The 25,732-nt window shown below is 50.5% G+C and carries 28 protein-coding genes; 4 read left to right on the top strand and 24 right to left on the bottom strand.

Annotated elements, in window-relative coordinates:
* Window positions 1–30: 30 nt before the first annotated feature.
* The 17 genes from mreB to RIN67_RS04690 form a co-directional block, all read right to left on the bottom strand.
* Entirely contained in the window at window positions 31–1,035 is a 1,005-nt protein-coding gene (gene mreB / locus RIN67_RS04770; RefSeq protein WP_024746930.1) for a rod shape-determining protein, read from the bottom strand.
* 129 nt (window positions 1,036–1,164) lie between these two features.
* Window positions 1,165–2,478, bottom strand: a complete 1,314-nt coding sequence (murA, locus tag RIN67_RS04765) for a UDP-N-acetylglucosamine 1-carboxyvinyltransferase (protein ID WP_264999169.1) — start codon at window positions 2,476–2,478, stop codon at window positions 1,165–1,167.
* A 28-nt stretch (window positions 2,479–2,506) separates the two neighbouring features.
* Window positions 2,507–2,737: a DUF1146 family protein gene (locus RIN67_RS04760; RefSeq protein WP_024746928.1), complete on the bottom strand. Its 231-nt coding sequence runs from the start codon at window positions 2,735–2,737 to the stop codon at window positions 2,507–2,509.
* 210 nt (window positions 2,738–2,947) lie between these two features.
* Window positions 2,948–3,367 (bottom strand): F0F1 ATP synthase subunit epsilon, encoded by a 420-nt coding sequence (locus RIN67_RS04755; protein WP_264999168.1) that lies wholly within the window; start codon window positions 3,365–3,367, stop codon window positions 2,948–2,950.
* Between the two features lie 13 nt (window positions 3,368–3,380).
* Window positions 3,381–4,796 carry a F0F1 ATP synthase subunit beta gene (gene atpD / locus RIN67_RS04750; RefSeq protein WP_024746926.1) on the bottom strand — a complete coding sequence of 472 codons (1,416 nt, stop codon included), beginning with the start codon at window positions 4,794–4,796 and terminating at the stop codon, window positions 3,381–3,383.
* A 22-nt stretch (window positions 4,797–4,818) separates the two neighbouring features.
* On the bottom strand, window positions 4,819–5,718 hold the full coding sequence (locus RIN67_RS04745; protein WP_024746925.1) for a F0F1 ATP synthase subunit gamma: 900 nt from the start codon (window positions 5,716–5,718) through the stop codon (window positions 4,819–4,821).
* Window positions 5,719–5,748: 30 nt separating this feature from the next.
* A complete protein-coding gene (atpA, locus tag RIN67_RS04740) occupies window positions 5,749–7,290 on the bottom strand; it encodes a F0F1 ATP synthase subunit alpha (RefSeq protein ID WP_024746924.1) in 1,542 nt (513 codons plus the stop codon).
* A gap of 30 nt (window positions 7,291–7,320) precedes the next feature.
* Complete coding sequence (gene atpH / locus RIN67_RS04735; protein WP_024746923.1) at window positions 7,321–7,863, bottom strand: ATP synthase F1 subunit delta; 543 nt, start codon at window positions 7,861–7,863, stop codon at window positions 7,321–7,323.
* Window positions 7,853–8,368 (bottom strand): F0F1 ATP synthase subunit B, encoded by a 516-nt coding sequence (gene atpF / locus RIN67_RS04730; protein WP_024746922.1) that lies wholly within the window; start codon window positions 8,366–8,368, stop codon window positions 7,853–7,855. Before atpF ends, atpH begins: the two co-directional genes overlap by 11 nt.
* A gap of 46 nt (window positions 8,369–8,414) precedes the next feature.
* Entirely contained in the window at window positions 8,415–8,627 is a 213-nt protein-coding gene (atpE, locus tag RIN67_RS04725) for a F0F1 ATP synthase subunit C (protein ID WP_024746921.1), read from the bottom strand.
* Between the two features lie 35 nt (window positions 8,628–8,662).
* Entirely contained in the window at window positions 8,663–9,379 is a 717-nt protein-coding gene (gene atpB, locus RIN67_RS04720) for a F0F1 ATP synthase subunit A (protein ID WP_264999165.1), read from the bottom strand.
* Window positions 9,380–9,729: 350 nt separating this feature from the next.
* A complete protein-coding gene (gene upp, locus RIN67_RS04715; protein ID WP_024746919.1) occupies window positions 9,730–10,359 on the bottom strand; it encodes a uracil phosphoribosyltransferase in 630 nt (209 codons plus the stop codon).
* A gap of 93 nt (window positions 10,360–10,452) precedes the next feature.
* Entirely contained in the window at window positions 10,453–11,694 is a 1,242-nt protein-coding gene (glyA, locus tag RIN67_RS04710; protein WP_264999164.1) for a serine hydroxymethyltransferase, read from the bottom strand.
* An 88-nt stretch (window positions 11,695–11,782) separates the two neighbouring features.
* A complete protein-coding gene (locus RIN67_RS04705) occupies window positions 11,783–12,799 on the bottom strand; it encodes an L-threonylcarbamoyladenylate synthase (RefSeq protein ID WP_264999163.1) in 1,017 nt (338 codons plus the stop codon).
* Window positions 12,800–12,819: 20 nt separating this feature from the next.
* Window positions 12,820–13,668 (bottom strand): peptide chain release factor N(5)-glutamine methyltransferase, encoded by an 849-nt coding sequence (prmC, locus tag RIN67_RS04700; RefSeq protein WP_264999162.1) that lies wholly within the window; start codon window positions 13,666–13,668, stop codon window positions 12,820–12,822.
* On the bottom strand, window positions 13,661–14,746 hold the full coding sequence (gene prfA / locus RIN67_RS04695) for a peptide chain release factor 1 (protein ID WP_024746915.1): 1,086 nt from the start codon (window positions 14,744–14,746) through the stop codon (window positions 13,661–13,663). The genes prmC and prfA overlap by 8 nt, the downstream gene beginning before the upstream one ends.
* 21 nt (window positions 14,747–14,767) lie before the next feature.
* Window positions 14,768–15,352, bottom strand: coding sequence for a thymidine kinase (locus tag RIN67_RS04690; RefSeq protein WP_024746914.1), 585 nt, complete (start codon window positions 15,350–15,352; stop codon window positions 14,768–14,770).
* 187 nt (window positions 15,353–15,539) lie between these two features.
* Here RIN67_RS04690 and RIN67_RS04685 point away from each other — a divergent pair, with 187 nt between their 5' ends.
* Complete coding sequence (locus tag RIN67_RS04685; RefSeq protein WP_024746913.1) at window positions 15,540–16,889, top strand: Mur ligase family protein; 1,350 nt, start codon at window positions 15,540–15,542, stop codon at window positions 16,887–16,889.
* Complete coding sequence (locus RIN67_RS04680; protein ID WP_264999161.1) at window positions 16,886–17,590, top strand: type 1 glutamine amidotransferase; 705 nt, start codon at window positions 16,886–16,888, stop codon at window positions 17,588–17,590. The genes RIN67_RS04685 and RIN67_RS04680 overlap by 4 nt, the downstream gene beginning before the upstream one ends.
* A 63-nt stretch (window positions 17,591–17,653) precedes the next feature.
* Here the strand turns inward: RIN67_RS04680 and arsC are convergent, their stop codons facing one another.
* From arsC to RIN67_RS04660, 4 genes are all read right to left on the bottom strand, one after another.
* Window positions 17,654–18,070, bottom strand: a complete 417-nt coding sequence (gene arsC, locus RIN67_RS04675) for an arsenate reductase (thioredoxin) (protein WP_264999160.1) — start codon at window positions 18,068–18,070, stop codon at window positions 17,654–17,656.
* A gap of 24 nt (window positions 18,071–18,094) precedes the next feature.
* A complete protein-coding gene (locus RIN67_RS04670; protein ID WP_313825999.1) occupies window positions 18,095–19,114 on the bottom strand; it encodes a serine hydrolase domain-containing protein in 1,020 nt (339 codons plus the stop codon).
* Window positions 19,115–19,256: 142 nt separating this feature from the next.
* Window positions 19,257–21,095 (bottom strand): ABC transporter ATP-binding protein, encoded by a 1,839-nt coding sequence (locus RIN67_RS04665; RefSeq protein WP_264999158.1) that lies wholly within the window; start codon window positions 21,093–21,095, stop codon window positions 19,257–19,259.
* The gene (locus RIN67_RS04660) at window positions 21,088–22,821 is read right to left on the bottom strand and encodes an ABC transporter ATP-binding protein (RefSeq protein ID WP_264999157.1); all 1,734 of its coding nucleotides are present in this window, start codon (window positions 22,819–22,821) and stop codon (window positions 21,088–21,090) included. Before RIN67_RS04660 ends, RIN67_RS04665 begins: the two co-directional genes overlap by 8 nt.
* 165 nt (window positions 22,822–22,986) lie before the next feature.
* On the opposite strand from RIN67_RS04660, the gene RIN67_RS04655 reads away from it, so the two are divergent.
* Complete coding sequence (locus tag RIN67_RS04655; RefSeq protein WP_056943894.1) at window positions 22,987–23,316, top strand: hypothetical protein; 330 nt, start codon at window positions 22,987–22,989, stop codon at window positions 23,314–23,316.
* Window positions 23,317–23,391: 75 nt separating this feature from the next.
* On the opposite strand, the gene RIN67_RS04650 is transcribed toward RIN67_RS04655, so the two are convergent.
* The 3 genes from RIN67_RS04650 to RIN67_RS04640 are packed head-to-tail and all read right to left on the bottom strand — an operon-like array spanning window position 23,392 to window position 24,761.
* Window positions 23,392–23,598 (bottom strand): hypothetical protein, encoded by a 207-nt coding sequence (locus RIN67_RS04650; RefSeq protein WP_264999156.1) that lies wholly within the window; start codon window positions 23,596–23,598, stop codon window positions 23,392–23,394.
* 42 nt (window positions 23,599–23,640) lie between these two features.
* Entirely contained in the window at window positions 23,641–23,967 is a 327-nt protein-coding gene (locus RIN67_RS04645; protein WP_264999155.1) for a GGDEF domain-containing protein, read from the bottom strand.
* An 11-nt stretch (window positions 23,968–23,978) separates the two neighbouring features.
* Entirely contained in the window at window positions 23,979–24,761 is a 783-nt protein-coding gene (locus RIN67_RS04640) for a hypothetical protein (protein WP_264999154.1), read from the bottom strand.
* Window positions 24,762–25,039: 278 nt separating this feature from the next.
* Between RIN67_RS04640 and RIN67_RS04635 the strand changes: the two genes are divergently transcribed.
* The gene (locus RIN67_RS04635) at window positions 25,040–25,711 is read left to right on the top strand and encodes an EAL domain-containing protein (RefSeq protein WP_264999153.1); all 672 of its coding nucleotides are present in this window, start codon (window positions 25,040–25,042) and stop codon (window positions 25,709–25,711) included.
* The last annotated feature ends 21 nt before the right edge of the window (window positions 25,712–25,732 follow it).

The following is a 25,732-nucleotide window of genomic DNA, read 5'->3' as shown; positions in this document are numbered from 1 at the left end:
TCGCCGCACACGGTCACCCCCTTAGTTCACCTAGTTGTTTTGCTTAGCGACTTTCGTGTTCATGTGTTCCAGCAAGACGCCGGCTCCCTTAGCCACGTTGTCCAAAGGATCCTCGGAAATGATGACGGGAACCGTCAACCGTTCGGAGAAGAGCTTATCGATACCATCTAACAACGCCCCACCACCGGTCAACATGATTCCCCGGTCGATAATGTCCGCTGCCAATTCCGGTGGCGTGGTCTCCAAGACCGCCATGGCCGCTGAAACGATCTGCTCCACGGAATCATGGATGGCTTCTTCAACTTCCGCCGCCGTAATGGTCTCTTCCGTCGGCATCCCCGAAACGGAATCCCGGCCCCGAACAGCCATGGTCTTCTTCTCGTTATCGGGTTCTGGATAGGCCGTTCCGATCTTAATCTTAATGGTTTCGGCCGTCCGTTCCCCCACGATAAGATTGTGCTTGTGTTTGAGGTAGTTGACGATTTCACTGTTCATCCGGTCACCGGCCACGCGAATGGACTGGCTCGCAACAATGTCACCCAAGGACAGGATGGCAATGTCACTGGTTCCCCCACCCATGTCGATCACCATGTTACCACTAGGCTTGAAGATGTCCATCCCCGCACCCAAGGCCGCAACTTTAGGTTCTTCTTCCAGATAAACCTTCGCTCCACCGGACTTTTCGGCCGCTTGAATAATGGCCTTCCGTTCGATTTCCGTAATATTCGTTGGCGCACAAATCATGATGTTTGGCTTGGATAAGAAGCCCTTCACACTTAATTTGTTGATAAAGTAGGAGAGCATGGCTTCGGTAATATCAAAGTCGGAAATAACGCCGTCCTTAAGGGGCCGAATCGCGCGAATGTTGCCGGGAGTCCGACCAACCATCCGGTATGCTTCGGAACCCACCGCTAACACTTTATCGGTCTTCGTATCAATCGCAACCACTGATGGTTCGTTCAATACGATACCCTTACCGACTACGTAAATTAAAACATTCGCAGTCCCCAAATCAATCCCAATGTCTTTCGCCATACTTTTGAATCCTCCTGATTTTAGATGCCAATTTTCAACGTTTCATTATACCACAATCCGCATAAACTCTAAATGGTTTGCTAGACCAAATAAAAAGGTGGCGTGATGCCACCCCTTTAGGTTTCAACGTTAGACTTCGTTATCGACCCGGGCATTCTTCAACACCACGGCGTCATTATCCGGAACCGAGATTCGCTTGATCTCTGCCCCTAGTGCTGCGAGTTTCTTATGGAAGTCGTAGTACCCTCGGTCTAAGTACTTTAAATTGGTTACTTGCGTATAGCCGTCTGCGACCAGCCCAGCCAAAACTAGCGCCGCGGCAGCCCGTAGATCCGTTGCTGCAACCTCGGCTCCGTTAAAGTCGGTTGGCCCGTGCATAACCACCGTCTGGCCATTGATCTGGAACTGGGCATTCATCCGCCGCAATTCTTCCAAATGCATGAACCGGTTCTCAAAGACGGTCTCGGTCATGGTGCTGGTCCCCTTAGCAGCCAGCTGTAAAATCGTCATCTGCGGCTGCATATCCGTAGGGAAACCGGGATACGGTAAAGTTTTAACGTCCGTTGGGGCGAGTTCATCTGGTCCGATAACCCGGACTCCCGCTGGCTCGTCCATGACCTGTGCGCCCATTTCTTGTAATTTGGAAATCAAAGGCTTGTTATGTTCAACAATTCCATCCTTGATCAACACGTTTCCACGAGTCAACGCAGCAGCCACCATGAAGGTCCCCGCCTCGATGCGGTCCTGAACCACACTGTGGTCCGTTCCGTGCATCGCAGCGACCCCATCGATACGCAACGTTTCCGTCCCCGCACCGCGAACATGCGCGCCCATCTTATTCAAGACGTTAGCCAAATCCACGATTTCCGGTTCCCGGGCGACATTATCGATCACCGTGGTCCCCTGCGCCAGGCAGGCCGCCATCATGATGTTCTGGGTCGCCCCAACACTAGGAAAGTCCAAGTAGATGTGCGCACCAGTCAGGTGGTCGGCAAACGCTTCAACGAACCCATCGTGTTGTTCGATTCGCGCACCCAAGGCTTCTAAGCCCTTCAGATGGAGGTCGATTGGTCGCGTTCCGATGGCACAACCCCCTGGTAAAGCGACCCGAGCATGCCCTAATCGCGCCAGTAAGGGACCCATCACCACGATCGATGCACGCATCTTCGACACGTATTCAAACGGTGCCTCACTCGAAAGCTGCTTGGTCGCATCAATCGTAATCGCACGATTGGCCTCATCAAAGTCAACCCGCAGGTTCAAGAACCGCAGGACTTTGTTCATTGTATAAACGTCAGATAGAACCGGAACATTTGTTAAATGCGTGATCCCTTCATTCGCCAGAATTGATGCCGCTAAGATTGGTAAAACGGCATTCTTGGCGCCTTCGATTTGGACCTCACCCGTTAAACGGTTCCCACCATGAACAACGATTTTTTCCATGGGATACCTCCAAAAATATTTTATACGTCTACCGTACCAGGTAGCCTAGATTACGAACATTGTTAATGAAGTCCAAAAAGAATGAGCTGCAACCAAAGCCAATTGCGACCGCTAACATGACGATCAGCACGCGTGACTGCCGCGGATAAAAGGTCATCAATCGCTCAATATGCAGGGCTGAAATGGCCCAAAAAGCTAGCGCAATAAAGAACAAATGACTAATAATCGTTAAAATTCCTTGCATCCCGATGAGTTTCATCGACTCCATCCCTTCTGAACATTCTCATTAACTATAGCATATTTCTTAGGGCTTGTCCCCGTGATTCCCGTAAAATCGGCCGTTGTAATATTACATTTACTAATGAATCCCGAACTCGTTAAGGACCTCCTTATCCAAGGATAAAAAAATAGCAACCCTCAGATGAGAATTGCCATTAAAAATCCATTTATTTAAATGTTAATTTTTTCATTAGTGCTTTGCGACGTTAATCCGGTTAACGGCCCGTCGTAACGCAACTTCAGCCCGTGCTAAGGAGTCTGCATCATGCGCTGCTTGCGCTTGCTTGATGGTCTTCTCAGCCCGTTGACGTGCATTTTCCGCCCGGGCGACATCGATGTCGTCTTGACGTTCCGCACTGTCAGCAACAATGGTGGCCGTATTGTTCGAGAATTCAAGGAAGCCACCGTTAACGGCAACCTTGTCTTCCGTGTCATCATGCTTGATCCGGGCCTCGTCAACTTCCAAAGAAGTAATGACCGGAACGTGATTTGGCATGATCCCGAGTTGTCCTAATTTCGTGGTGACCACTAAAAAGGTACTCTCGTGTTCATACACGCGACCATCGGGAGTGACGATACTAACGGATAATACTGATGAATTATCAGCCAATTAGAATCCCTCCCTAGTCGTTGGCAACTGCTTCGTTCATTTCCTTGGCCTTAGCGACCGCGTCTTCGATACTCCCACAGTTCCGGAAAGCGTCTTCTGGTAAGTCATCGTACTTCCCAGCTAAGATGTCCTTGAAACTCCGGATCGTATCATCCAACTTAACGTACTTCCCATCCATACCAGTGAATTGAGAAGCAACGGAGAATGGTTGTGACAAGAAGAATTGGATCCGCCGCGCACGGTTAACGATCGTTTGTTCTTCTTCAGACAATTCATCCATCCCTAAGATGGAAATGATATCTTGCAATTCATGGTACCGTTGCAAAACGTGTTGGACTTGCGTCGCAACGTCGTAGTGTTCTTGACCCACGATTTCTGGGGCCAAGGCCGTTGACGTTGAAGCCAATGGGTCCACGGCTGGATAAATCCCTTGTTGCGTCAAAGAACGTTCCAAGTTAGTCGTGGCATCCAAGTGGGCGAAAGTCGTCGCTGGCGCCGGGTCGGTGTAGTCATCGGCTGGCACATAAACGGCTTGAATCGAAGTGATTGAGCCCTTCTTGGTTGACGTAATCCGTTCTTGCAATTGCCCCATTTCAGTGGCCAACGTTGGTTGGTAACCAACGGCTGAAGGAATCCGCCCCAGTAAGGCAGAAACTTCAGAACCGGCTTGCGTGAACCGGAAGATGTTGTCGATAAACAACAGCACATCTTGGCCCTTAACATCCCGGAAGTATTCCGCGATAGTCAACCCGGTCAAGGCAACCCGCATCCGGGCACCAGGAGGTTCGTTCATTTGTCCGTAAACCATGGCGGTTTGCTTCAAAACACCGGAACCCTTCATTTCCCAGTACATATCATTCCCTTCACGAGTCCGTTCACCAACACCGGTGAAGACGGAAATCCCGTTATGACCCTGGGCAATGTTATGAATTAATTCTTGAATTAAAACGGTCTTACCAACACCGGCACCACCGAACAACCCAATCTTCCCACCACGAACGTAAGGTTCGAGTAAGTCAATGACCTTGATCCCCGTTTCCAGGATTTCAGTCGTAGGGTTTAATTCGTCATACTTTGGTGCGTCACGGTGAATTGGCATCCGCTCAGCATCTGGACCAAATTCGGCGCCGCCGTCAATTGGTTCCCCTAAAACGTTGAACACCCGACCTAAGGTGTCGTCACCAACAGGAACGGAAATTGAAGCTTTCGTGTTTTCAACTTCCATACCCCGGCGAAGACCGTCGGTACCGTCCATGGCAATGGTCCGCATCACACCGTCACCCAATTCCAGGGCAACTTCGGTAACTAAGACACTGCCGTCATCTTTTTTGATGTTTAAGGCGGTGTTAATGTCAGGTAATTCATCATTTAATGGGAATTCAACGTCGACGACTGGTCCGATAACTTGAACAACTTTACCAGTACTCATTATTCGTTAATTCCTCCCGTCATTATTTGTTTAAGGCTTCTTGACCACCGGTAATTTCGGTGATTTCAGTCGTAATCGCGGCTTGACGTGCACGGTTATAGTGCAGTTGCAACGTTGCGATCAAATCATCGGCATTATCAGTAGCGGACTGCATCGCGTTGGTGCTAGATGCATGTTCAGAAGTCTTAGCGTCCAGAATCGCGCCATATACCAAGCTTTCCGCGTACTGTGGTAGCACGACCTGCAGCACTTCTGCTTCAGAAGGCTCCGTGTCATACTCCGCCGTTAACGGCTTAGTTGGCGTATCGTTGGCTGCGTCAGTGGTCAGGGTTTCCTTATCCACTGGTAGCATCTTTTCAGCCCGGAACCGGGATGAAATCCGGTTAACAAAGTGGTTGTAGCAAACAAAGAGTTCATCGAACACTTGGTTATCGAACATCGTGGTAACCGTCTTGACGATTTCCCGAACTTCATTGAATTCAGGAACGTCGCTAACGCCACGGTATTCGTAAGCCACATTGACTCCCCGGTGCTTATAGAAATCTGCACCCGTCCCACCAACGGCTAACACCATGTAGTCGTCGGGATTCGGCGTCCGCTTGTCGATAAACCGGTTAGCATCGCGGAGGACACTACTATTGTAGCTTCCCACCATGCCCCGGTCAGAGGTAATCACCAAGTAGGCAGTTTTCTTAACTGGACGATCTGACTGCAGGTTGCTTGAGGAATTATCCAACAGATGAGACTGCGAAAGGTGCATCACGACTGCCTTTACCTTTGACACGTAGTCTTGGTAGCCGGTCGCGTGTTTCTGAATCTTGTTTAACTTCGCCGTCGAAACCATATGCATGGCCGCCGTAATTTGGCGGGTAGCCTTGGTCGAGTTAATCCGACGTTGAACGTCATGAATCGATTCAGCCATTGTTCCTCACCATCCTTCCTTCAAGCAATCTTAGTTTTCTGAGTCGTTGGCTGCAGCTTCAGCGTGCTTGGACGGTTGGAAAGTCTGGTCGAATTCCTTGATTGCGTCTTCCAGGGCGTTACCTTCTGGTAAGTTCCCCGTCTTCGTAATGGAATCCTCGAGATCCTTGTGCGAACTGTCCATAAAGTCAAACAACTCATTTTGATAGCGTAAAACATCTTCAACTTCGAGCTTGTCGAGGTGACCATGCGTTAACGCAAACAAAATCACAACTTCCTTAGCAACGGGAACGGATTCGTGTAAGCCTTGCTTCAAGACTTCCACCGTCCGGGCCCCACGTGCTAACTTAGCTTGGGTCGCTGCATCCAAATCAGAACCGAATTGCGCAAAGGATTCCAGTTCCTTGTAGGAGGACAAGTCCAACCGCAAAGTCCCGGCAACCTTCTTCATGGCCTTGATTTGGGCATCCCCACCAACCCGGGAAACAGACGTCCCGGCATCCATGGCTGGCCGAACCCCTGAATAGAACGAATCACTGTTCAGGAAGATTTGACCATCGGTAATGGAAATTACGTTGGTTGGAATGTAGGCAGACACGTCACCGGCCTTGGTTTCAATCACTGGTAACGCGGTCATGGACCCACCGCCGAGATCATCATTCAACTTCGCTGCCCGTTCCAATAAACGAGAGTGGGTGTAGAAGATATCCCCAGGGTAGGCTTCACGACCTGGTGGCCGCCGTAAAATCAAAGAAAGTTCACGATAAGCATCGGCTTGCTTGGTTAAATCATCGTAGACGATCAACACGTGCTTGCCGTTGAACATGAATTCCTCACCCATTGCGGCACCGGCGTAAGGCGCGATGTACAGCAATGGTGCTGGTTCAGATGGGCCGGCGGAAACCACGATCGTGTAATCCATGGCGCCAAACTGTTGCAGCGTATTAACTTGGGACCGAACCGTTGATTCCTTTTGACCAATGGCCACGTAGATACAAATCATGTTTTGATCTTTTTGGTTAATGATCGTATCAATCGCAATGGAACTCTTACCGGTCTTCCGGTCACCAATGATTAATTCACGTTGACCACGTCCAATTGGAACCAAAGCATCGATGGCCTTAATCCCGGTTTGCAGAGGTTCGCTAACCCCTTGCCGGTCCATAACACCTGGTGCCTTATGTTCAATTGGTCGTGTCTTATCAGTCTTAATGTCCCCCTTGCCATCAATTGGTTGACCTAATGGGTTTACGACCCGGCCAATTAATTGATCTCCAACGGGAACTTCCATGATTCGACCAGTCCGCTTAACGGTGTCGCCTTCAGTGATTCCAGTGTAATCACCTAAAATAACGATACCTACGTCACTGGCTTCAAGGTTTTGGACCAAGCCATAAACCCCGTTATCAAATAAAAGCAGCTCACCTTGCAAGGCATTGTCCAGGCCGTGGGCCCGAGCAATCCCGTCACCAACGTAAGTTACCGTACCAGTTTCTTCAACTGAGAGTTCATCTTTATAGTTTTCTAATTGTTGTTTAATTAGAGTACTGATTTCCTCAGCTTTAATGCTCATGAAAGTTTCACCTCTTTACCTACAGATTTTTTATGACAACAGTTGACGCCGCAACTTGTTGATTTTCGTCTTAAGACTCCCATCAAGGATCATCCCGGCAGATTGAACCACAACACCGCCAATGATCGTTGGGTCGACCTGACTGTCTAAAATAACTTTCTGAGCGCCAACCCGTTGCGCATAGGCCGCCGCAATCTTATCCTTCTGCTCAGCAGAAAGTTCAATTGCCGTCGTGACTTGCGCATAAACGGTATGATGCAAATCATCATACAAGCGCTGGAATTGGTCCAGAATGGCAACCATCGCATCCATCCGTCCATAGTCATACACCATGTGAATGAGGTTTTGAACGTAAGGCGAAGCTGATTCAGCCAATTGACTCACCAGTTTCTCGCGATCAGCAGCTTGTAGACTAGCGTCTGAGAGTACAGTACCCAATTGTGGGTTGTCCTGGAAGACACGTCGAAGCTCTTGAAGTTCAGGATAAACTGACTCCAATTGGTCTTTTTCGGACAACAATTCAAACAATGCGCGTGCGTAGCGTTTCGCTACCGTTGTCCTATTAAGACTCATGTTGCTTCCCCAACCCTTCAATGTAAGAATCAATCAATGCTTTTTGGTCATCAGCGTTTAATTCTCTTTGAATGATCTTGGAAGCAATCTCAATAGATAGGTCCGCAACATCGTCCCGGGCATTGGCCAGCGCGTCTTCACGTTCTTGCGCAATGTCTTTTTGGGCAGTGGCCTTCAACGTTTGCACGTCCGTTTGAGCTTGCGCTACGATTTGATCCCGCTGTTGTTGACCATTGGTCTTGGCAGTTTGCACGATCGTTTGGGCTTCAGCGTGAGAAGCGTTTAAAGCTTCTTGGCGCTTAGCAACCAAGCTAGCGGCATCCGTCCGAGATTTCTCGGCAGAGTCGATATCGTTGGCAATCTTGTCTGACCGGTCTTGCATCATCTTAGTGACAGGCTTCCAAGCAAAAATCTTGATCAACCACATCAACAGTAAGAAGCAGACGATGTAGAACAACGAGTCACCGAAGTACAGCGTTTGACCAGCTACTAAATGTGAGAGCATCTATTGACACCTCCTTTTACTGTCAAATAATTGAGAAATAAGTGAATTACTTGTTCATAACCATCAAGGCCACAACGAAGGCGATGATAGGCATGGCTTCAACTAACCCAACACCGATGAACATGTTCGTCCGTAATTGACCTGACAGTTCAGGTTGACGAGACATCCCTTCAAGCATTTTAGAAATAACGATACCATCACCGACACCACCACCGATAGCGGCTCCGGCCATAGCAATACCAGCTGCAATTGCTCCCATAATGTGTGTTTCCTCCTTAAATTTTGAAAATGATTCTATTCCTCGACTTCAATCTTTTGAGAAATATAAACTGACGACAACGTGACGAAGACGAAAGCTTGGATGGCCCCCAAGAATGCAGAGAACCCTTGCCAAACCATTTCAATTGGAACAGCGACAATCATCGTCGCGATGCCATGAGACGTTGCTAACCCCCAAATGAGTTTTAACAACATTTCACCTGAGAAGATCACCCCGAAGATACGAAGACCCAATGTCAGGAAATTCGTGAACTCTTCGAAGATGCTAATTGGTAACCAGAAGACGAACGGCTTAAGGTAGTTAGCAAAATGCTTCTTATACCCTAGCCGCTGTACTCCTGCAAATTGCGCTAGCATCAAAGTCATCAGTGAGAACGTCAAGGTCACGATTGGATCTGACGTAGGACTGCGGACAATGGTAGCGCCATGGAACGTTAATTGAAGGAACAACCCCAATTGGTTGGACAAGAACAGGAAGAGGAATAACGTAAACCCGTACAGCCCAAAGCTGCTAACTTGGTTAGCTGGGATCGACCCTTTCAAAATTCCATTGGTAAACTCAATCAGCCATTCCAGAAAGTTTTGCCCCTTGGTAGGCTTCAAAGCCAGATGCCGCGATGTAAAGAACACCACAGTAAACACCAATAGGAAAACCACTAATCCGGACACGACATTTGCAGTACTAAATGTCAATCCCAGAAATTGGAAGGTTGAAACTGGACCATCATTCACCGAATATCACCTCTTTTCAACACTATATGGACGTAACTGCTAAGAGACAAAAACTGGCTTAACCAGCTTGCCATCCGAGAAATTACGGAATAGTGAACGAAGCGAGCGCTCCATTCAAATACACTGGAAATCATACCACCAATTCACATAAAAAACAAAACAATTTTCCCGAAAATTCCGGGTATTTACTAAGTCAGCTTCCTGGCTAGCTTTACCGTACTACGGGCAACGAAACCGTTTTCGTTCGCTATTTGCGTGCGCAATCAGCCCATTAGTTGACCAGTCAAACAATTGGGTTTCAAATGATAACGAAAGAAGAGACCCGACCAAAGTCGGATCTCCTTTAACGTTTACTTCGTCCCAAATAACCGGTCACCGGCATCGCCTAGACCAGGTACAATGTAGCCATCTTCGTTCAGGTGGTCATCTAAGGCCGCCGTGTAGATGTCAATATCCGGGTGCTTTTCTTGTAAGGCTTTGACCCCTTCTGGTGCTGAAACCAAGCACACGAACTTAATGTTCGTCGCGCCCCGCTTCTTCAGAGCATCAATGGCCATGATGGCAGAACCACCAGTTGCCAGCATCGGATCAACCACGAAAACTTGGCGTTGATTAATATCCGATGGTAATTTTACAAAATATTCATGAGGCTGCAACGTCTTCTCATCCCGGTACATCCCGATGTGTCCGACCTTGGCAGCTGGAATCAGCTCCAAAATACCATCGACCATGCCAATACCGGCACGGAGAATGGGCACAATGGCTACTTTCTTACCAGCGAGTTCCTTAGCAGTCATCTTGGAAACCGGCGTCTCAATTTCCTTGTCCTGTAGCGGCATATCGCGAGAGACTTCGTAGGCCATTAAAGTTGAGATCTCATTAACGACCTCCCGAAAACTGCGGGTCCCACAGTTTTTGTTACGAATAATCGTCAGCTTGTGTTGAATCAACGGGTGGTCGAGTACTTGAAACTTCCCCATGAATAAACGCTCCTTTATTATTTCTTACAATTGTACCATTATCTGAGCCAGGATAGTGGTCTTTTTAGCCATGAAATCGTTTTTATCCTAATTTTATTGCAGGGCTGTTAGCGGGTGCGCCTGCGTTAACGCATGAACGCGCGCCCGAACGTCATTTAAGACGGCGTCATCGGTTGGATTCAGCACTGTCTTAACAATCAGCTCGGCAACTTCACGGGACTCTGCGGCGTTAAAGCCACGCGTCGTAATCGCCGGAGTTCCCAAGCGAATACCGGACGTCTTGAATGGACTTAACGTCTCGTTAGGAATCGATTCCTTATTGGTCGTAATCATCACGCTATCCAACAAGTCTTGGGCTTGCTTGCCGTTCAGCGTGGTCTGTGACAGGTCCAACGTCATCAAATGGTTATCCGTCCCGCCGGAAACCACCCGGACCTTCGGCGCTTCCTTGAAGGCCGCTGCCATGGCGTGAGCGTTGTCAATGATCTGCTGGCCATAGGTCTTAAAATCTGGTTGTAGATCTTCGAAGAACGCCGCAGCCTTCCCGGCAATCACGTGTTCCAAAGGTCCTCCCTGCGTCCCCGGGAAGACCGCTGAATTAAGCCGCTTAGCATACTTTTCCTGGGAAAGGATCAAGCCGCCCCGTGGTCCCCGTAACGTCTTATGGGTCGTGGTCGTGACGACGTCCGCAATCCCCACGGGACTCGGATGCAAGCCTACCGCAACTAACCCCGCAATGTGAGCCATGTCGACCATTAAGTAGGCCCCCACTTCATCGGCGATTCGACGGAAAGCTTGCCAATCGATGATCCGCGAATAAGCCGAAGCGCCCGCCACAATCAATTGCGGCTTCACGTCTAATGCTTGTTGCCGAATGGCCTCGTAATCCAGGCGTTCCGTCTGCGGGTCCAGCCCGTAACTAAACGTGCGGTAGAGCTTCCCGGAGAAGTTGACCTTAGCCCCATGCGTCAGGTGACCCCCGGAATCTAAGCCCATTCCTAGAATCGTGTCGCCCGGCTTAAGAAAGGCCGCATAAACCGCCTGATTAGCCTGCGACCCAGAATGCGGCTGAACGTTAGCATATTCCGCACCAAAGAGTTGCTTGGCCCGATCGATGGCTAGTTGCTCGACCACATCAATGTATTGGGTTCCCCCGTAGTAGCGCTTGCCAGGATACCCTTCAGCGTACTTATTGGTCAGTACCGACCCTTGGGCGGCCCGAACAGCGGCACTCACAATGTTTTCAGAAGCAATTAATTCAATCGTGTCTTCTTGGCGTTGTTCTTCGTGATGAATCGCGTCCCACAATGCTGGATCTTTTTCTTGATAATTCAAAAGCGGTCCCTCCTAAGCTTGAGCGTATTGCTGGTTATATTTTACCAAACTTTTCGCTCAAGCGGGGAACCGCTTGCTGAAATCCTATTTATTTTGAAAAATGCATCTGACCGGCAGATTTGTTCAACCGATTCATATAAGCTGCCCCTAATCCCACTGGTGGGAAGCCCTGCGTCAAGATGTTCTTAACTGGGGATTCTAAGTCAAAGTGGCGTAGGCCATCAAAGAGTAAATGACTAGCACTCGCAATGTCAGTTCCCAACGAAAAGACTTCCGTATTTGCAGGTAACGTCTGGTCAGCTAGAACGGAATCCACGGCCATCACTCCTACTGGTGTGGTCTGTTGAGCCGCCCACTGTAGAGCAGCCGGCCAATCTGCCACCTGGTCCACGATGTAGACCTGGGCATCCGGAGCGTAGTGCTTGTACTTCATTCCAGGCGCCTTAGGAACTTCAGTTGCCCCCACCTTGTGATGGTTCGACCGAACCGTCCCAATGACGGCCGCCAACTGTTCTTCCGTGACCGCCCCTGGACGCAGAATCGTGGGCACGTCTGCGGTCAAGTCTAAGATTGTCGACTCCACTCCCACGGCCGCTGGACCGTCATCGACGATCCCGGCAATCTTACCGTTCAAATCGTGGTAGACGTGCTGAGCTAGGGTCGGACTAGGTTTCCCCGACGTATTTGCCGAAGGCCCCACGATAGGAACCCCGGCAGCTTGAATCAGGTTCAACGTGGTCTTATTTTTAGGATTACGAAAAGCCGCCGTCCGCAGTCCGCCCGTCACTGCCTTAGAGAGGGCACCCGGCTGTAGGTTTAAGATCAACGTCAAAGAGCCTGGCCAAAAGGCTTGCATCAGCTTTTGAGCCGTAGCGGAAAGCGGTTGGGCGTATTCCTCGACCATGGCTTGTCCGGTAACCGTCACGATTAAGGGGTTGTCACTAGGACGCCCCTTGGCCGCATAGACCTTTTTGACTGCCGTTTCGTTCGTCGCATCAGCACCTAATCCGTACACGGTCTCAGTGGGAAAAGCCACTAATTGACCGGCCTTCAATAAGGCTGCCGCTGCCTCAACTTGATTTGGTTGAAAAATTTGAGTTTCCATACCTGTACTCTCTTCCTCTTTTAATCTGTTAAGTTTACCCGAACCATCCGGTCATGGCCGCTCATATCCTGCCTAATCGTCACGGTTGCCTCCGGCAGAGCCTGCTGAAACAAAGCCTGAACGGCCGGCCCCTGCCGATAACCAATCTCGGCAAAGAAGGCCCCCTTAGGCGCTAAGAAATTCGTGAGCACCGCCGCAAACCGATGATAAAAAGCTAAGCCGTGGTCCGCCGCATACAATGCTTGCTCGGGTTCGTAACGTCGAACAGAATCGTCCATCACGGCTAATTCTTTCCGGTCGATGTAGGGAGGATTCGACACAATGGCGTCAAACCGTTGTCCCTGTACTGGGGCTAGTAGGTCCCCACTAGTAAACCGCACCTTAGATGCTAGCCGCTGGGCGTTAGCTTGTGCCACTTGCAACGCAGCCGTTGAGATATCGGTCGCCGTCACTTGCCACTGCGGTCGTTCGGCCTGCAAGGTCACGGCAATGGCCCCACTCCCTGTCCCCACGTCAATCACGCGGGCCTTAGGCGTTGGCACACTGGCCAGCACCCACTCAACGAGCTCTTCCGTCTCTTCTCTAGGAATCAACGTTGCTGGGGTCACCTGAAAGTCCCGGCCATAAAACGGCGCGTGACCCAGGACATACTGGGCTGGTTCACCACGCCCCACCCGGAGAATCTGTTGCTGATACGTCTGCCATTCATCACTGGGGACCTGGTCAAGGTAATGCTGCACCAATTGGGTGAACGTCCACTGATGGCCCTCCAATAGGAGAAACTGGGCCGCACTAGAATCCTGATGATCACGGGTCAACCGCTGTTCAGCTTCCCGCAACGCCTGAAAATACGTGATTGGGTTAGCCATTATTCTTGAGGTCTTCAAGTTTGGCCGCTTGATCGGAAAGAATCAAGGCATCGATGATGTCGTCTAATTCTCCGTTCATGATCCGGTCTAACTTATTCAACGTCAGGCCGATACGGTGGTCGGTCACCCGGTTTTGCGGATAGTTATAGGTTCGGATTCGTTCTGAACGGTCCCCCGTCCCAATCGCCGACTTCCGTTCAGCGTTATAGGCACTTTCTTCTTGTTGCTTGTAGTAGTCGTAGACCCGGGCCCGCAGAATCTGCATGGCCTTCGCCCGGTTTTGCTGTTGTGACCGTTCGTCTTGCATGGCCACCACGATGCCCGTTGGCAAGTGGGTCATCCGAACGGCAGACGACGTCTTGTTGATGTGTTGACCACCGGCACCAGAGGAACGGTAAACGTCAGTCCGAATATCCTTAGGATCGATATCGATATCGACGTCTTGTTCTTCTGGCATCACACCGACCGTTGCCGTACTGGTGTGTACCCGGCCCGCAGATTCCGTTACCGGTACCCGTTGGACACGGTGCGCACCGTTTTCGTACTTGAGCTTGGAATAAACCTTATCGCCAGAAATCATCATGACGATTTCCTTGAACCCACCAACTTCCGTGGCGTTCTCATCGATGATTTCCGTCTTCCATCCCTGCCGTTCCGCGTACTTAGAGTACATGCTGAACAGGTCGGCAGCGAACAAGCTGGCTTCATCCCCACCAGCGGCCCCGTGGATTTCCATGATAATGTTCTTATCATCGTTGGGGTCCTTAGGCAACAAGAGAATCTTGATGTCTTCTTCCAACTTCGCCTTTTGATCGTTGAGATCCTTAAGCTCGTCTTTGACCATCGATTCCATATCATCATCCAGCTTTTCCCGGAGCAGTTCGTCGTCATCCTTGATCTGCTTGGTGACATCCTGGTACTGGTGATACTTTTCGACCGTTTCCCGCAATTCCCCTTCTTCTTTAGACAGGGCCATGAACTTCTGGGTGTCCGCGATAACTTCCGGATCACTGATCAATTCATTGAGTTCGTCGTAGCGGTCAGCGACGGCTTGGAGCTTATCAAACATTTCATCCATTCTTGTGTTAACCTCGATTTCTTATTTGCCGATTTGATCCAACGGCGGATTAAAGTAGTGACGCCGACAGACGGGGTAGTAAGCTTCGTTCCCCCCGATTTGAACTTGTTCCCCTTCATAGACGGGGTGATTATCATGAAAACGTAAATTCATGATGGCCTTCTTGGTACAGAACCAACAGATAGTCTTCATCTCTTCGATCTTGTCCGCATATAATAGAAGATATTTGGAGCCTTCGAAGAGTTCGTTCCGAAAATCATTCTTGAGGCCAAACGTCATGACCGGAATCTTTAGGTCATCCACGATTTTCGCCAACTGAAGAACGTGCGCCTTAGTCAGAAATTGGGCTTCGTCGATCAGCACGCAGTTGGCGTTAGGGTCGAGGCGCTTCACTTCTTCGTACACGTTAGTGGTCTTAAAGATTGCGTGAGCGGCCCGCTTGAGACCGATGCGACTAGTGATATACCCCACCTCGTCTCGCGTATCCAGGCCACTGGTCATGATGATGACCCGCTTGTCCTGTTCCTCATAGTTATGCGCGACTTTGAGAATTTCAATCGTCTTCCCACTGTTCATTGCGCCGTACCGAAAAAAGAGCTGCGCCACGTTTCTCCCACCTTTTTGACAGTTTTCAATCTATTATAGCCGATTCTCATAAAAAATTCGACCGGCCATTTGGATTCTTTCCTTGCTTTTTCGCAAAGTTCAAGGCTTTCACTCCCCGATTCCGCTAAAAAATGCTAAAATTAAGCCTTGAATATGAACCTAGTTTTATTAAGGAGCGAAATCATCCATGTCATTGAGAAGCGGCGTTGCCACCTTTGCGGGGAGATCATCTTACTGGTTTCTCCACACGTTTCTACACGGTGGAAGTTCTCTACCAGGTAAAATTACGCTCAAGTTAGATCCGCAGATTCTGCGGTCTCTGGGCGCCAAATACGACGTAATCGTCATCACGGGCACCAACGGTAAAACGTTGACGACCGCACTAACGGTTTCCGTCCTCCACGAAAAGTACCCCTCCATTCTCACCAATCCCACGGGGTCGAACATGGAACAAGGAATTGTCACGACCTTCTTGAATGCCAAACGGCCGAAGACTGGTCGGCCCCTAGCAGTGCTGGAGGTGGACGAAGCCAACGTGATCAAGGTCACGACCTATATCCAGCCTAAAGCGTTCGTGTTCACCAATATTTTCCGGGACCAAATGGACCGGTACGGTGAAATCTACACTACTTACCAAAAAATCTTAGATGGCGTTGCCCTGGCTCCTAAAGCCACCATCATCGCCAACGGGGACTCTCCCATCTTCAATTCGAAACAACTGCCGAACCCCATTCAATACTACGGATTCGACGACCAGCCTGACCAGGACTTCAAGGCCAAGCCGAACACCGATGGGGTCCTGTGCCCCAACTGTCAACACATTCTCCACTACCATTCCTTAACCTACAGTAACCAAGGTAAGTACTTCTGCCCCAACTGTGGGTTCGAACGGCCTGAGTTGACCTATCGTCTAACCAAGTTGGGGGAACAGACCCCGACATCGTCACAGTTCGACGTGGACGGCCATCCCTTCACGATTCACGTGGGTGGGACCTATAACATCTACAACGCCTTAGCGGCTTACGCTGTGGGCCGTTTTCTGGACGTCACCCCTGACCAGATTGCACACGCCTTTACGGCAAATGAGCGGGTCTTTGGACGCCAAGAAGTCATCGACGTCGATGGCAAGCAGGTCACCATCATCTTGGTCAAGAACCCCGTTGGGCTGGACCAAGTGCTCCACATGATCAGTACGGACCAGCACCCCTTCTCCTTCGTCGGTCTCCTCAACGCGAACTACGCGGACGGAATCGATACCAGTTGGATCTGGGACGGTGACTTCGAACAGCTGGCCGGACTGAATATTCCAACCTTCATTACCGGGGGCGAACGGTACAAGGATATCACGTTCCGGCTCAAGGTTGCCGGTGTGCCTGACGATAAGCACATCGTCGAACCGGACCTGGAAAAGGTCGTCGAACGCATCAAAACGGTCCCGACCCAGCGCGTTTACGTCCTGGCAACCTACACGGCCATGTTACAAATGCGTAAAATTTTAGCCAGCAAAGGCTACATTAAGGAGGGACTCGGCGTATGACTTACGATTTAAACGTCGCCCACCTGTACGGCGACCTGATGAACACTTACGGTGATGTCGGCAACATCTTAGCGTTGAACTACTACGCCAAACAAATGGACGTTAAGTTACACGTTAAGATCGTCAGCCTAGAAGAAGACTTCCACGCTGCCGATTACGATCTGGCTTTCTTCGGTGGGGGCCAAGATTTTGAGCAGACCATTGTGGCTAAGGATATTCAGACCAAAAAGGCCGAACTGACCAAGTTCATTGAATCCGACGGCCCACTACTGGCGATCTGTGGTGGCTACCAACTGCTTGGTCACTATTACATCGGCGCGGATGGCGAAAAGCTTCCCGGAATCGGGGCCCTCGACCATTACACCCTGAAGCAGGATAACCACCGGTTTATTGGTAATATCGTGATTAAGAATGCCGAAACGGGTGAGACCTACCACGGCTTTGAGAACCACCAGGGACGAACCTTCATCGGCCAAGGTGAACGTCCACTAGGAAACGTGATTTCTGGTAAAGGGAATAATGGCGAAGACGGGACTGAAGGCGCCATTTACAAGAACGTCTACTGTTCCTACTTCCACGGCCCAATCCTGACCCGGAACGGGGACATCGCTAAGCACCTCTTGGTTGCGGCGCTCAAACGCAAGTTCCCGAACCAGGACTTCAGTCAACAAGAAGCCCTCCCCATCCCAGCAACTTTCTAAGACACCACCAAAAAAGGCGTGAGACTAGCTCTCACGCCTTTTTTGCGTCTTTTCGTCATATTTTCAATCTGCTAACTGTCGCGCTAAGGCGACCACCCGTTGCCGAATCTCATCCCGAACGGCCCGAAAGACCGCCAGTTGCTGTTCCGGCGTTCCCGTTGCTTGCGCCGGGTCGGGTAAGGGCCAATGCTCGCGGGTGACCGTGGCCGGCGTGACCGGACAATGGTCACGCGCATCCCCGCATAGCGTCACAATCATGGTTGCTTGGGCCAACGCGGACGAATCCAGACGCGTTGATTGTTGGGCCGAGATATCCACGCCCACTTCCTGCATCACGCTAATGGCCCGGGGGTTCACCCCCTGCGCTTCCAGTCCCGCGCTGGCGACCTGCCAGGTAGCGGGGAGCAATTGTCGAGCAAACCCTTCTGCCATTTGACTACGACACGAATTGCCGGTACAAAGAAAGTAAATCTTAGCCATCCTGATTCCTCCACAAAGTTTTGGTTAAACACCGGCCTTTTCGGCCAAGTAAGTCCCAATCACGGCGTTACGCTGATCCAAGTAAGGCAAGTTAGGTGCTTGCGGGTGCACCCGGTTGGTCAAGAAGACCATGGCCTGTTGCTGCTGCGGATCGATCACCAGGTAGGTCCCCGTGAAGCCCGAGTGCCACAAGACCCGATGAGGGGTAGGCCACTGCGTTGCCGTTAGGGCCCAGCCCAACGACCGACCAGCGTGGCCATCCGGCGTCCAATCCCCCACTAACCGGTGAATCCAGTCAGGCGGCAAGACCGCCGCAGCCTGTTCGGGATGAAGCATCGCCTGACAGAAGCGGACCAGGTCGTCGACGGTGCTGAAGAGCCCCGCCGAACCACACCGCCGTTGGAGTACGTACCCTTTCGGATCATGGACGGTCCCCCGAATCACCCCCCGCTCAGGTGTCACCGCTGTAGGAACGCATTGCATGGCGTTCATCGGGGTGAACGTACTATGGATCATCCCCAACGGGACCAAAACGCGCCGTTTGATCGCCAGTTGAACGGGCTCGCCCAATAGCGCCTCGATCAACCACCCCATCAGGATATAGTTGACATCCGCATACACCATCTTCCGGTTGAACGTGGGTCCCACGTGCAGCGTATAGAGCGCCTTGGTCAGCTCCGCAGCGTTCAACTGGTTGCGATGCGGGATGTACCCCACGATTCCCGACGTGTGGGTCAGTAAATGCCGAACCGTGACCCGGTCGTCCGTCCAGTCCGGTAGCCACCGTGTGATGGGGGCGTCCAACGTTAATCGCCCCTCTGCCAAGAGTTGCAGCGTGACGGTCAACGTGCCCACGACCTTGGTCAGTGATGCCAAATCATAAGTCATCCCCGGAGTTAACGTCTCCGGTTGCGGGACCACGGCCGCCAGTCCCAGGGCGCCCGTTTCCACCTGATTGCCATCAATCAGGGCATAGCTGACCCCGGGGACCACGTGTTCATCCACCAACCGCTGTAAAGCCGCCTTGGTCGCCTGATATGCCATCTAATCTCCTCGCTTTCTTCTGCCTTTTATTTAACCGCATTCCCGGTCGAAAGGCAATTCTCAAGCCAAAATGATGCTAAATAAAAAAGACGTGCAGCGCAACGCCACACGTCCCAGGATGATCAGGGCATCCCGACTTGAATTAAGCGAGATTATTTCCCGCAAACTGACTGTTATACAGATCCGCGTAGAAACCGTTAGCCGCCAACAAGCTCTGATGGTTCCCCGTTTCGACAATTTGACCATGGTTCATGACCACGATGTTTTCCGCATTTTGAATCGTCGACAACCGGTGGGCCACCACGAAGCTGGTCCGCCCGGAAAGTAACCGGGTCATGGCCTGTTGAATCAGCATTTCCGTCCGCGTATCCACGGAACTCGTGGCCTCATCCAGGATTAATACGTCCGGATCAGCCACAAAGGCGCGGGCAATCGTCAACAGCTGCCGTTGTCCTTGAGAAATGTTCGTGGCCGCTTCGTTTAAGATCGTGTCGTACCCTTGGGGTAACTGCCGAATAAAGGTATCGGCATGGGCTGCCTTCGCCGCTGCGTACACGTCATCCGCCGTCGCATCCTCGCGACCATACTTGATGTTATCGAAGATGGTCCCGGTGAAGAGCCAGGTATCCTGCAAAACCATGGCAAAGTGCTTGCGCAGATCCGTACGGGAGACCGCGTGGGTGTCTTGCCCGCGATACTTGATCTGACCACTGTCCACGTCGTAGAACCGTTCCAGCAGGTTAATGATCGTGGTCTTACCGGCCCCCGTGGGTCCCACGATGGCCACCATCGCGCCCGGCTTGACCTTCAGATTAAAGTCCTCAATCAGCGGCTTTTCCGGCACATACTGGAAGTTTACGTGATCGAATTCAATCACCTGATCCGTCGTCGTTTGAGCCGGTAACTCAGCCGTCGCGGTATTCGGCATATCGTCTTCATCCAGAACCGCAAAGACCCGTTCAGCAGACGCAATCGTGGCCTGAATCGTGTTGGTCAAGTTCGCCATCTGCGTAATCGGCTGTGAGAATTGGTTGGTGTATTGCAAGAAGGCTTGCACGTTCCCCAACGTCACTTGGCCGTTGGCAACCTGAATGCCCCCGATAACGGCGACAGCCAGGTAATCCAAGTTCTTAACGAAGTTCATCAACGGAAAGATCAGACTGGAGACGAACTGGGCCTTCCAAGCTGACTTGTAGTACTTTTGATTATGCTCTTCGAACTGTTCTTGGGCGTTGCCTTCTTGGTTAAAGGTCTTGATCACGGTATGCCCCGCGTAAGTCTCTTCAACCGTGTTGTTCAACAACCCAAGATTCTTTTGTTGACTCGCGAAGAACTTCTGCGACCGTGGTGCCACGATCATGACCACCAGTAGACTCAGCGGTACCGAGATCAACGCCACCAGGGTCAACCAGCCACTAATGGTCAGCATCATGTACAAGACCCCAAAGAAGGTCAGAACACTGGTCACCATTTGTGACAGCGTCTGTTGCAACGTGCCCCCAATGTTATCCATATCGTTGGCCATCCGGGACATCAAGTCCCCGTTACTATGCGTATCATAGTAGTTGATTGGCAGATGTTGCATCTTGTCTTTCAGGTCACGCCGCAATTGGTAGACCACCTTTTGGGCAATCCAGTTCATGATGACTTGCTGGATAATCCCAAACAGCGCGGAACCCACGTACAAAATTGCGACAATGACCAAAATGTGGCCAATCTTGCCAAAGTTAACGGGTAGACTGGTTAGGCCGATACCGGCCTTGAGTTCAGCCGTCCCCTTCATGACCCCTTTAAAGAGTTCCGTGGTGGCTTCCCCTAAAATTTTAGGCGTCCGAATTTGTAAAATAACCGAAGCTGCGGCAAAGATCAACACCACTAAAATACCCAACAGCCAAGGCTTCATGTAGCGAAAGAGGCGTCCCGTGGTCTTCCAAAAACTCTGGGGGCGTTGAATCGTCGCTGAACCGCGTCCATTACGCATCGACAGCATCTCCCTTCCGCAGTTGTGATTCTAGAATTTCTTGATAAGTCTTATTATGAGCTTTTAATTCCTCATGGGTACCTTGGCCCACAATCTTTCCACCATCAATAACCAAGATGAGGTCCGCATCCGCAACGGTCGAGACCCGTTGTGCAACGATGACCGTCACCCCAGCCTGTACCTGGGCATCTTGCCGTAACTGTTGCCGTAGCAACGCATCGGTCTTGAAGTCCAGCGCGGAGAAGGAATCGTCAAAGACGTAGACACTGGCCCGTTTCAGAATCGTCCGCGCAATGACCAACCGCTGGCGCTGACCACCGGAGAAGTTATCCCCGTTTTGTTCAACCACCGCGTCCAGTCCGCCGGCTTCTTTCGTGAAGTCAGCCGCTTGAGCCACCGTTAACGCGTGCCAGATCTGGTCATCCGTCGCGTCCGCCATCCCATAGACCATGTTGCTCCGAATCGTTCCGGAGAAGAGGACGGCCTTTTGCTGGGTGATGGAGATTGCCTGGTGTAAGGCCTGCTGACTAACAGCCGTCAAGCCCACCCCGTTCAGGCGAATTTGCCCGCTCTCGGGGTCAAATAACCGCGGAATCAGGTTGACCAGCGTTGATTTACCAGACCCCGTTCCACCAATAATGGCAACGGTCTGGCCGGCTTGGGCCGAGAAGTTCACGTCACTTAACGCCAGCTTCTCAGCGCCCGTATACCGAAAGTCGACATGGTCAAACGCCAGACTCGCTTTCTGACTGGGTAAGTCCACGGGTTGGTCCGCGTCGTTGATCTTCGACTTCAGGTCCATGACTTCGTTGATCCGCGCCGCTGAAGCTTGCGCCCGGGGCACAAAGACGAAGACCATGGAAACCATCATAAAGCTAATCAGGATCTGCATCGCGTAAGTCATAAACGCAACCAAGTTCCCCACTTCCATCGCCTGGTGGGCAATCAATTGGCCCCCATACCAGACAATGCCGATGTTGGTCCCGCTAATAATCAACGTAATCACGGGGAACATCAACGAGACGATCATGAAGACTTTAATCCCGGTCTTGGTGTAGTCTTGGTTGGCACCTTCAAACCGATCCTGTTCGAACTGGTCTTGATTGAACGCCCGAATGACCCGGACCCCCGTCAAGCCTTCACGGAAGATCAGGTTGATCCGGTCAATTTTCTTTTGCAGACTCTTGAACAGAGGAACCGCAAAGTACATGATTCCTCCAGTAAAGAGTGCCAGTACGGGAAGCGCCACTAAAAAGACCAGCGTTAACCGCGGACTCTTCAGGTAAGCTAAGACCCCCGCGCCAATCAGCATGATTGGCGCCATCAGCATCATCCGTAACATCTGTACCATGACGTTTTGAATCTGCACTACGTCGTTCGTGGTCCGCGTAATCAGGGAAGCGTTCCCCACGGTCTCAAACTCTTCTGTGGACGCAAACGTCACTTTTTTAAAAATTCCCGACCGAATCCGTTGCCCCATTTTCTGGGACTGGGTGGCGGCGAAATACACATTACCGGCCGCCCCGAGGACGCCGATAAAACTCAGGAGTAACATCTGACCACCAACCCGCCAGATGTAGCCAATGTCGTTATTGGCAATCCCTTTGTCGATGATATTCGAGGTCAACGTGGGCAACGAGAGGTCACACGCTACTTGAACGATCATAAAGCCCACTGCTAGGGCCACTGCCCACCAATCAAGGTGTTTTCGGGCAAGTCGCATCATTTGATTTTGGCCTTCTTTCTATCATTTACGCTATAAAAATTTGCAAAAAGCATATGCAAAAATTATACTCGGATAACCTTCATTTGCAATTATCATCCCGCGAACAAAACTGGTAATCCAATGAAAATTTGTTACAATATAACCACCGAAGGGAGTAAGCAAATCGTGGCGAGCAATTCAGATTCCATCTACAACGTTTTGACCTATATTCACCGGCATCCTCAACAGGTTGCTTTCATTCAACAACGTAACAGTAACGTGGTTACCGTAGGCGTGCCTGACGACGTTCCCGTCGCCAACGTTGACCTCTACTTTCCGGATGGTCATCTAGTTGTCAACCGGATGAGTGAGGACTTTCTCGCCATGCACGGCGACCTACTCAACGATTTCTTTATCCGCACACACGGTTCGAAGACCGCTTACCGAAACGTCTGGATCACCACGGGCCACGTGGTCGATCAACGAGCTTATCTGGTCGAACTTTCATTCGAATAAGCACAGACTTAAAGAGGAGGCTAGGACACTGACGGTCCTGACCCCCTCTTTTTGTTCGTCTAAAATTGGAACCACTCACCGACTAACTAAGGTTTTAGCCGCCCAGACACCGGCGACCACGAGTACCAGTAGTAAGAAGACCTTAAAGAGAGCCGCAAATGCTAGTAAAACCACGCCCCCAACAATCACGGTCCCCACTAGTCCTAACAGCCAGCCAGCTAAGCCAAAAACTAGCCGTAAAACGAAAAACAGTAACACTAAGCATAACAGGCCTAAAATCACACAGAAGCCTCCTCATCTTAATCGTCTACTCATACACGGCGCTTAATCGACCGTAATCTGCATCCGCCCGTTTTTCTTCGAGTGATACAGGTTAGCATCGACTCGCTTGTAGAAGTCTAACGGGTTACGGTCCTTCACCGCTAGTGAAGAAACACCGATGGACAAGGTGACGTGAATCACACTTTCATTGTACTTAACGGATAATTGGGCCACCGCGTTGAAGACATCTTGCGCGACCGCTTGTGCTTGTTCGACCTTATAATCGGGTAAGATCACGTTAAACTCTTCGCCCCCGGTCCGGTAAAGCGTCAGTGTTTCGCCGTCCTTTTTTAAGACGTTGCTGACTGTGCTCGCAATTCCCTTTAACACTTCATCTCCAGCTAAATGCCCGTAGGTATCATTAATATGCTTAAAATGGTATCGAACATAATCATCGCTAAATCCCGGTGATGGGCAACACTGTGCTGGAATTGGTACCCAATCTCGCGGTCGTATGCCGCATAATTCTTGACGCGTGTCAGCGCATCCCAGTTTGCCGCTTGGAACAGCCGGTCTTTGATTCGCCGGTCTTTATTTTGTAGCTTAAAGTACCCGTACATCAATCCCGCTAAGATCATGTAGTTGATGAGTTCCTCAACGTAGGTCCGCCACGAAAGTGAGAACCGAAACTTAACAAAGAGCCACAGTGCCATGGCAAAAATCAACGTCGTCACAAGATACCGCAGTAAGGGATGCGGCCACATCCGGACGCTCTGCGCATAGGCCACCACGTAAAAGGCCCCGAAGATGAAAGTGTACACCCACGACAGTGGCTCTTGAATGTTGCCGTTGATCAGCATGAACACCACCGCCGCAACGACAATCATCCAGTAAGGAATTCGTATCTGGAGGAAATACGCAACGAATAGAAGAATCAGTAATTGGAAACTGGTGAACGTCCACGACAGGTGACTGTCCCGGACCAACATTTGCAACGCTAAGACCGACACAGATGCGCACAGCGCCCCCACCCAGATCTGGACGTGATTCAGATTGACAGGTTTATTTAAAGATTCTGCTTTTGCAGTCACCCAATTAAAGATTGACCAGTATAGGGTAATGACCCCTAACACAAAGAAAATACTCGTCACAAACGGGGGAACTAGCCACATGGACCAGGTCATTGATATCAGGCTCCTCATTAATTAAAGTTCAATCGATTAGTCGCATCGTTAATAAACCGATTCGCTATTTTAGCGGTTAATAAGATTAACATCTACCACTACTATAAAACATTTTTCGTCTTAAAACCATAAAATATACATTATCTAAGCTAGTTATTCAGACTTATCTGGGAACGTTCCCATAAAAATCGCTATTTTTAGGCCCGTGGGGCTACTCAGCTTCCGGAAAATACAGTATCATAAAGACACTGACTCAAGTTAAGGAGGTAGAATTGGTCATGTACCGCTATTTTTTGCAACCCCAATTGGACGCGTCTAATAACTCGTTGATTGGTTACGAACTCTTGATCCGCCAACAAGTTGCCGGTAAATGGGTTCTCCCCCACGATTTTGCGTCCATCCCCATTGACGTCCAAGCTGATTTAATTCGCCGGACCGCTCAGAAAATTATTTTGAAGGTTGGATCGGTCTCTTTCAACACCAACCAGAGCCAATTCATCGACCCCACCATCGCACAAGCCATTCTATCCGCTCAGAAACAGATTTACCCAATGAACCTTGTCTTGGAAGTCACCGAAGAAGTGACCGACCAACATGTAACGAACCAACAAATTATCAAGCAGGTTCACTACTTTGACGAACATGGTATCCAACTCAGCCTAGATGATATCGGCACGGGGATTAATACCTACGACCACATCAAACCGATTCTTCCCTACGCGAGCGAAATCAAATTCGCCATGCAGAACTTTCGCCAGGAGGGGCGGGCCGCTGAGATTCCTGATGCCCTTGCCTTTTGGAAACGAGTTGCTGACCAGCACCGCTTACGGCTAATCCTGGAAGGGGTCGAAAATCAAACCGAACACGACATGGCCAACGACTTAGGTATCGACTACCGCCAAGGCTGGTTCTACGGCAAGCCCCACTTACTCAAACTCGATGGTGATTAAAAATGAGCACCCCAAAAACGG

Origin of the sequence: Levilactobacillus namurensis (genome assembly GCF_032197885.1) — a bacterium.
Lineage (GTDB): Bacteria > Bacillota > Bacilli > Lactobacillales > Lactobacillaceae > Levilactobacillus > Levilactobacillus namurensis_A.
Note: the sequence above shows the minus strand (reverse complement) of the source record. Positions and strands in the feature narration are given on the sequence as shown.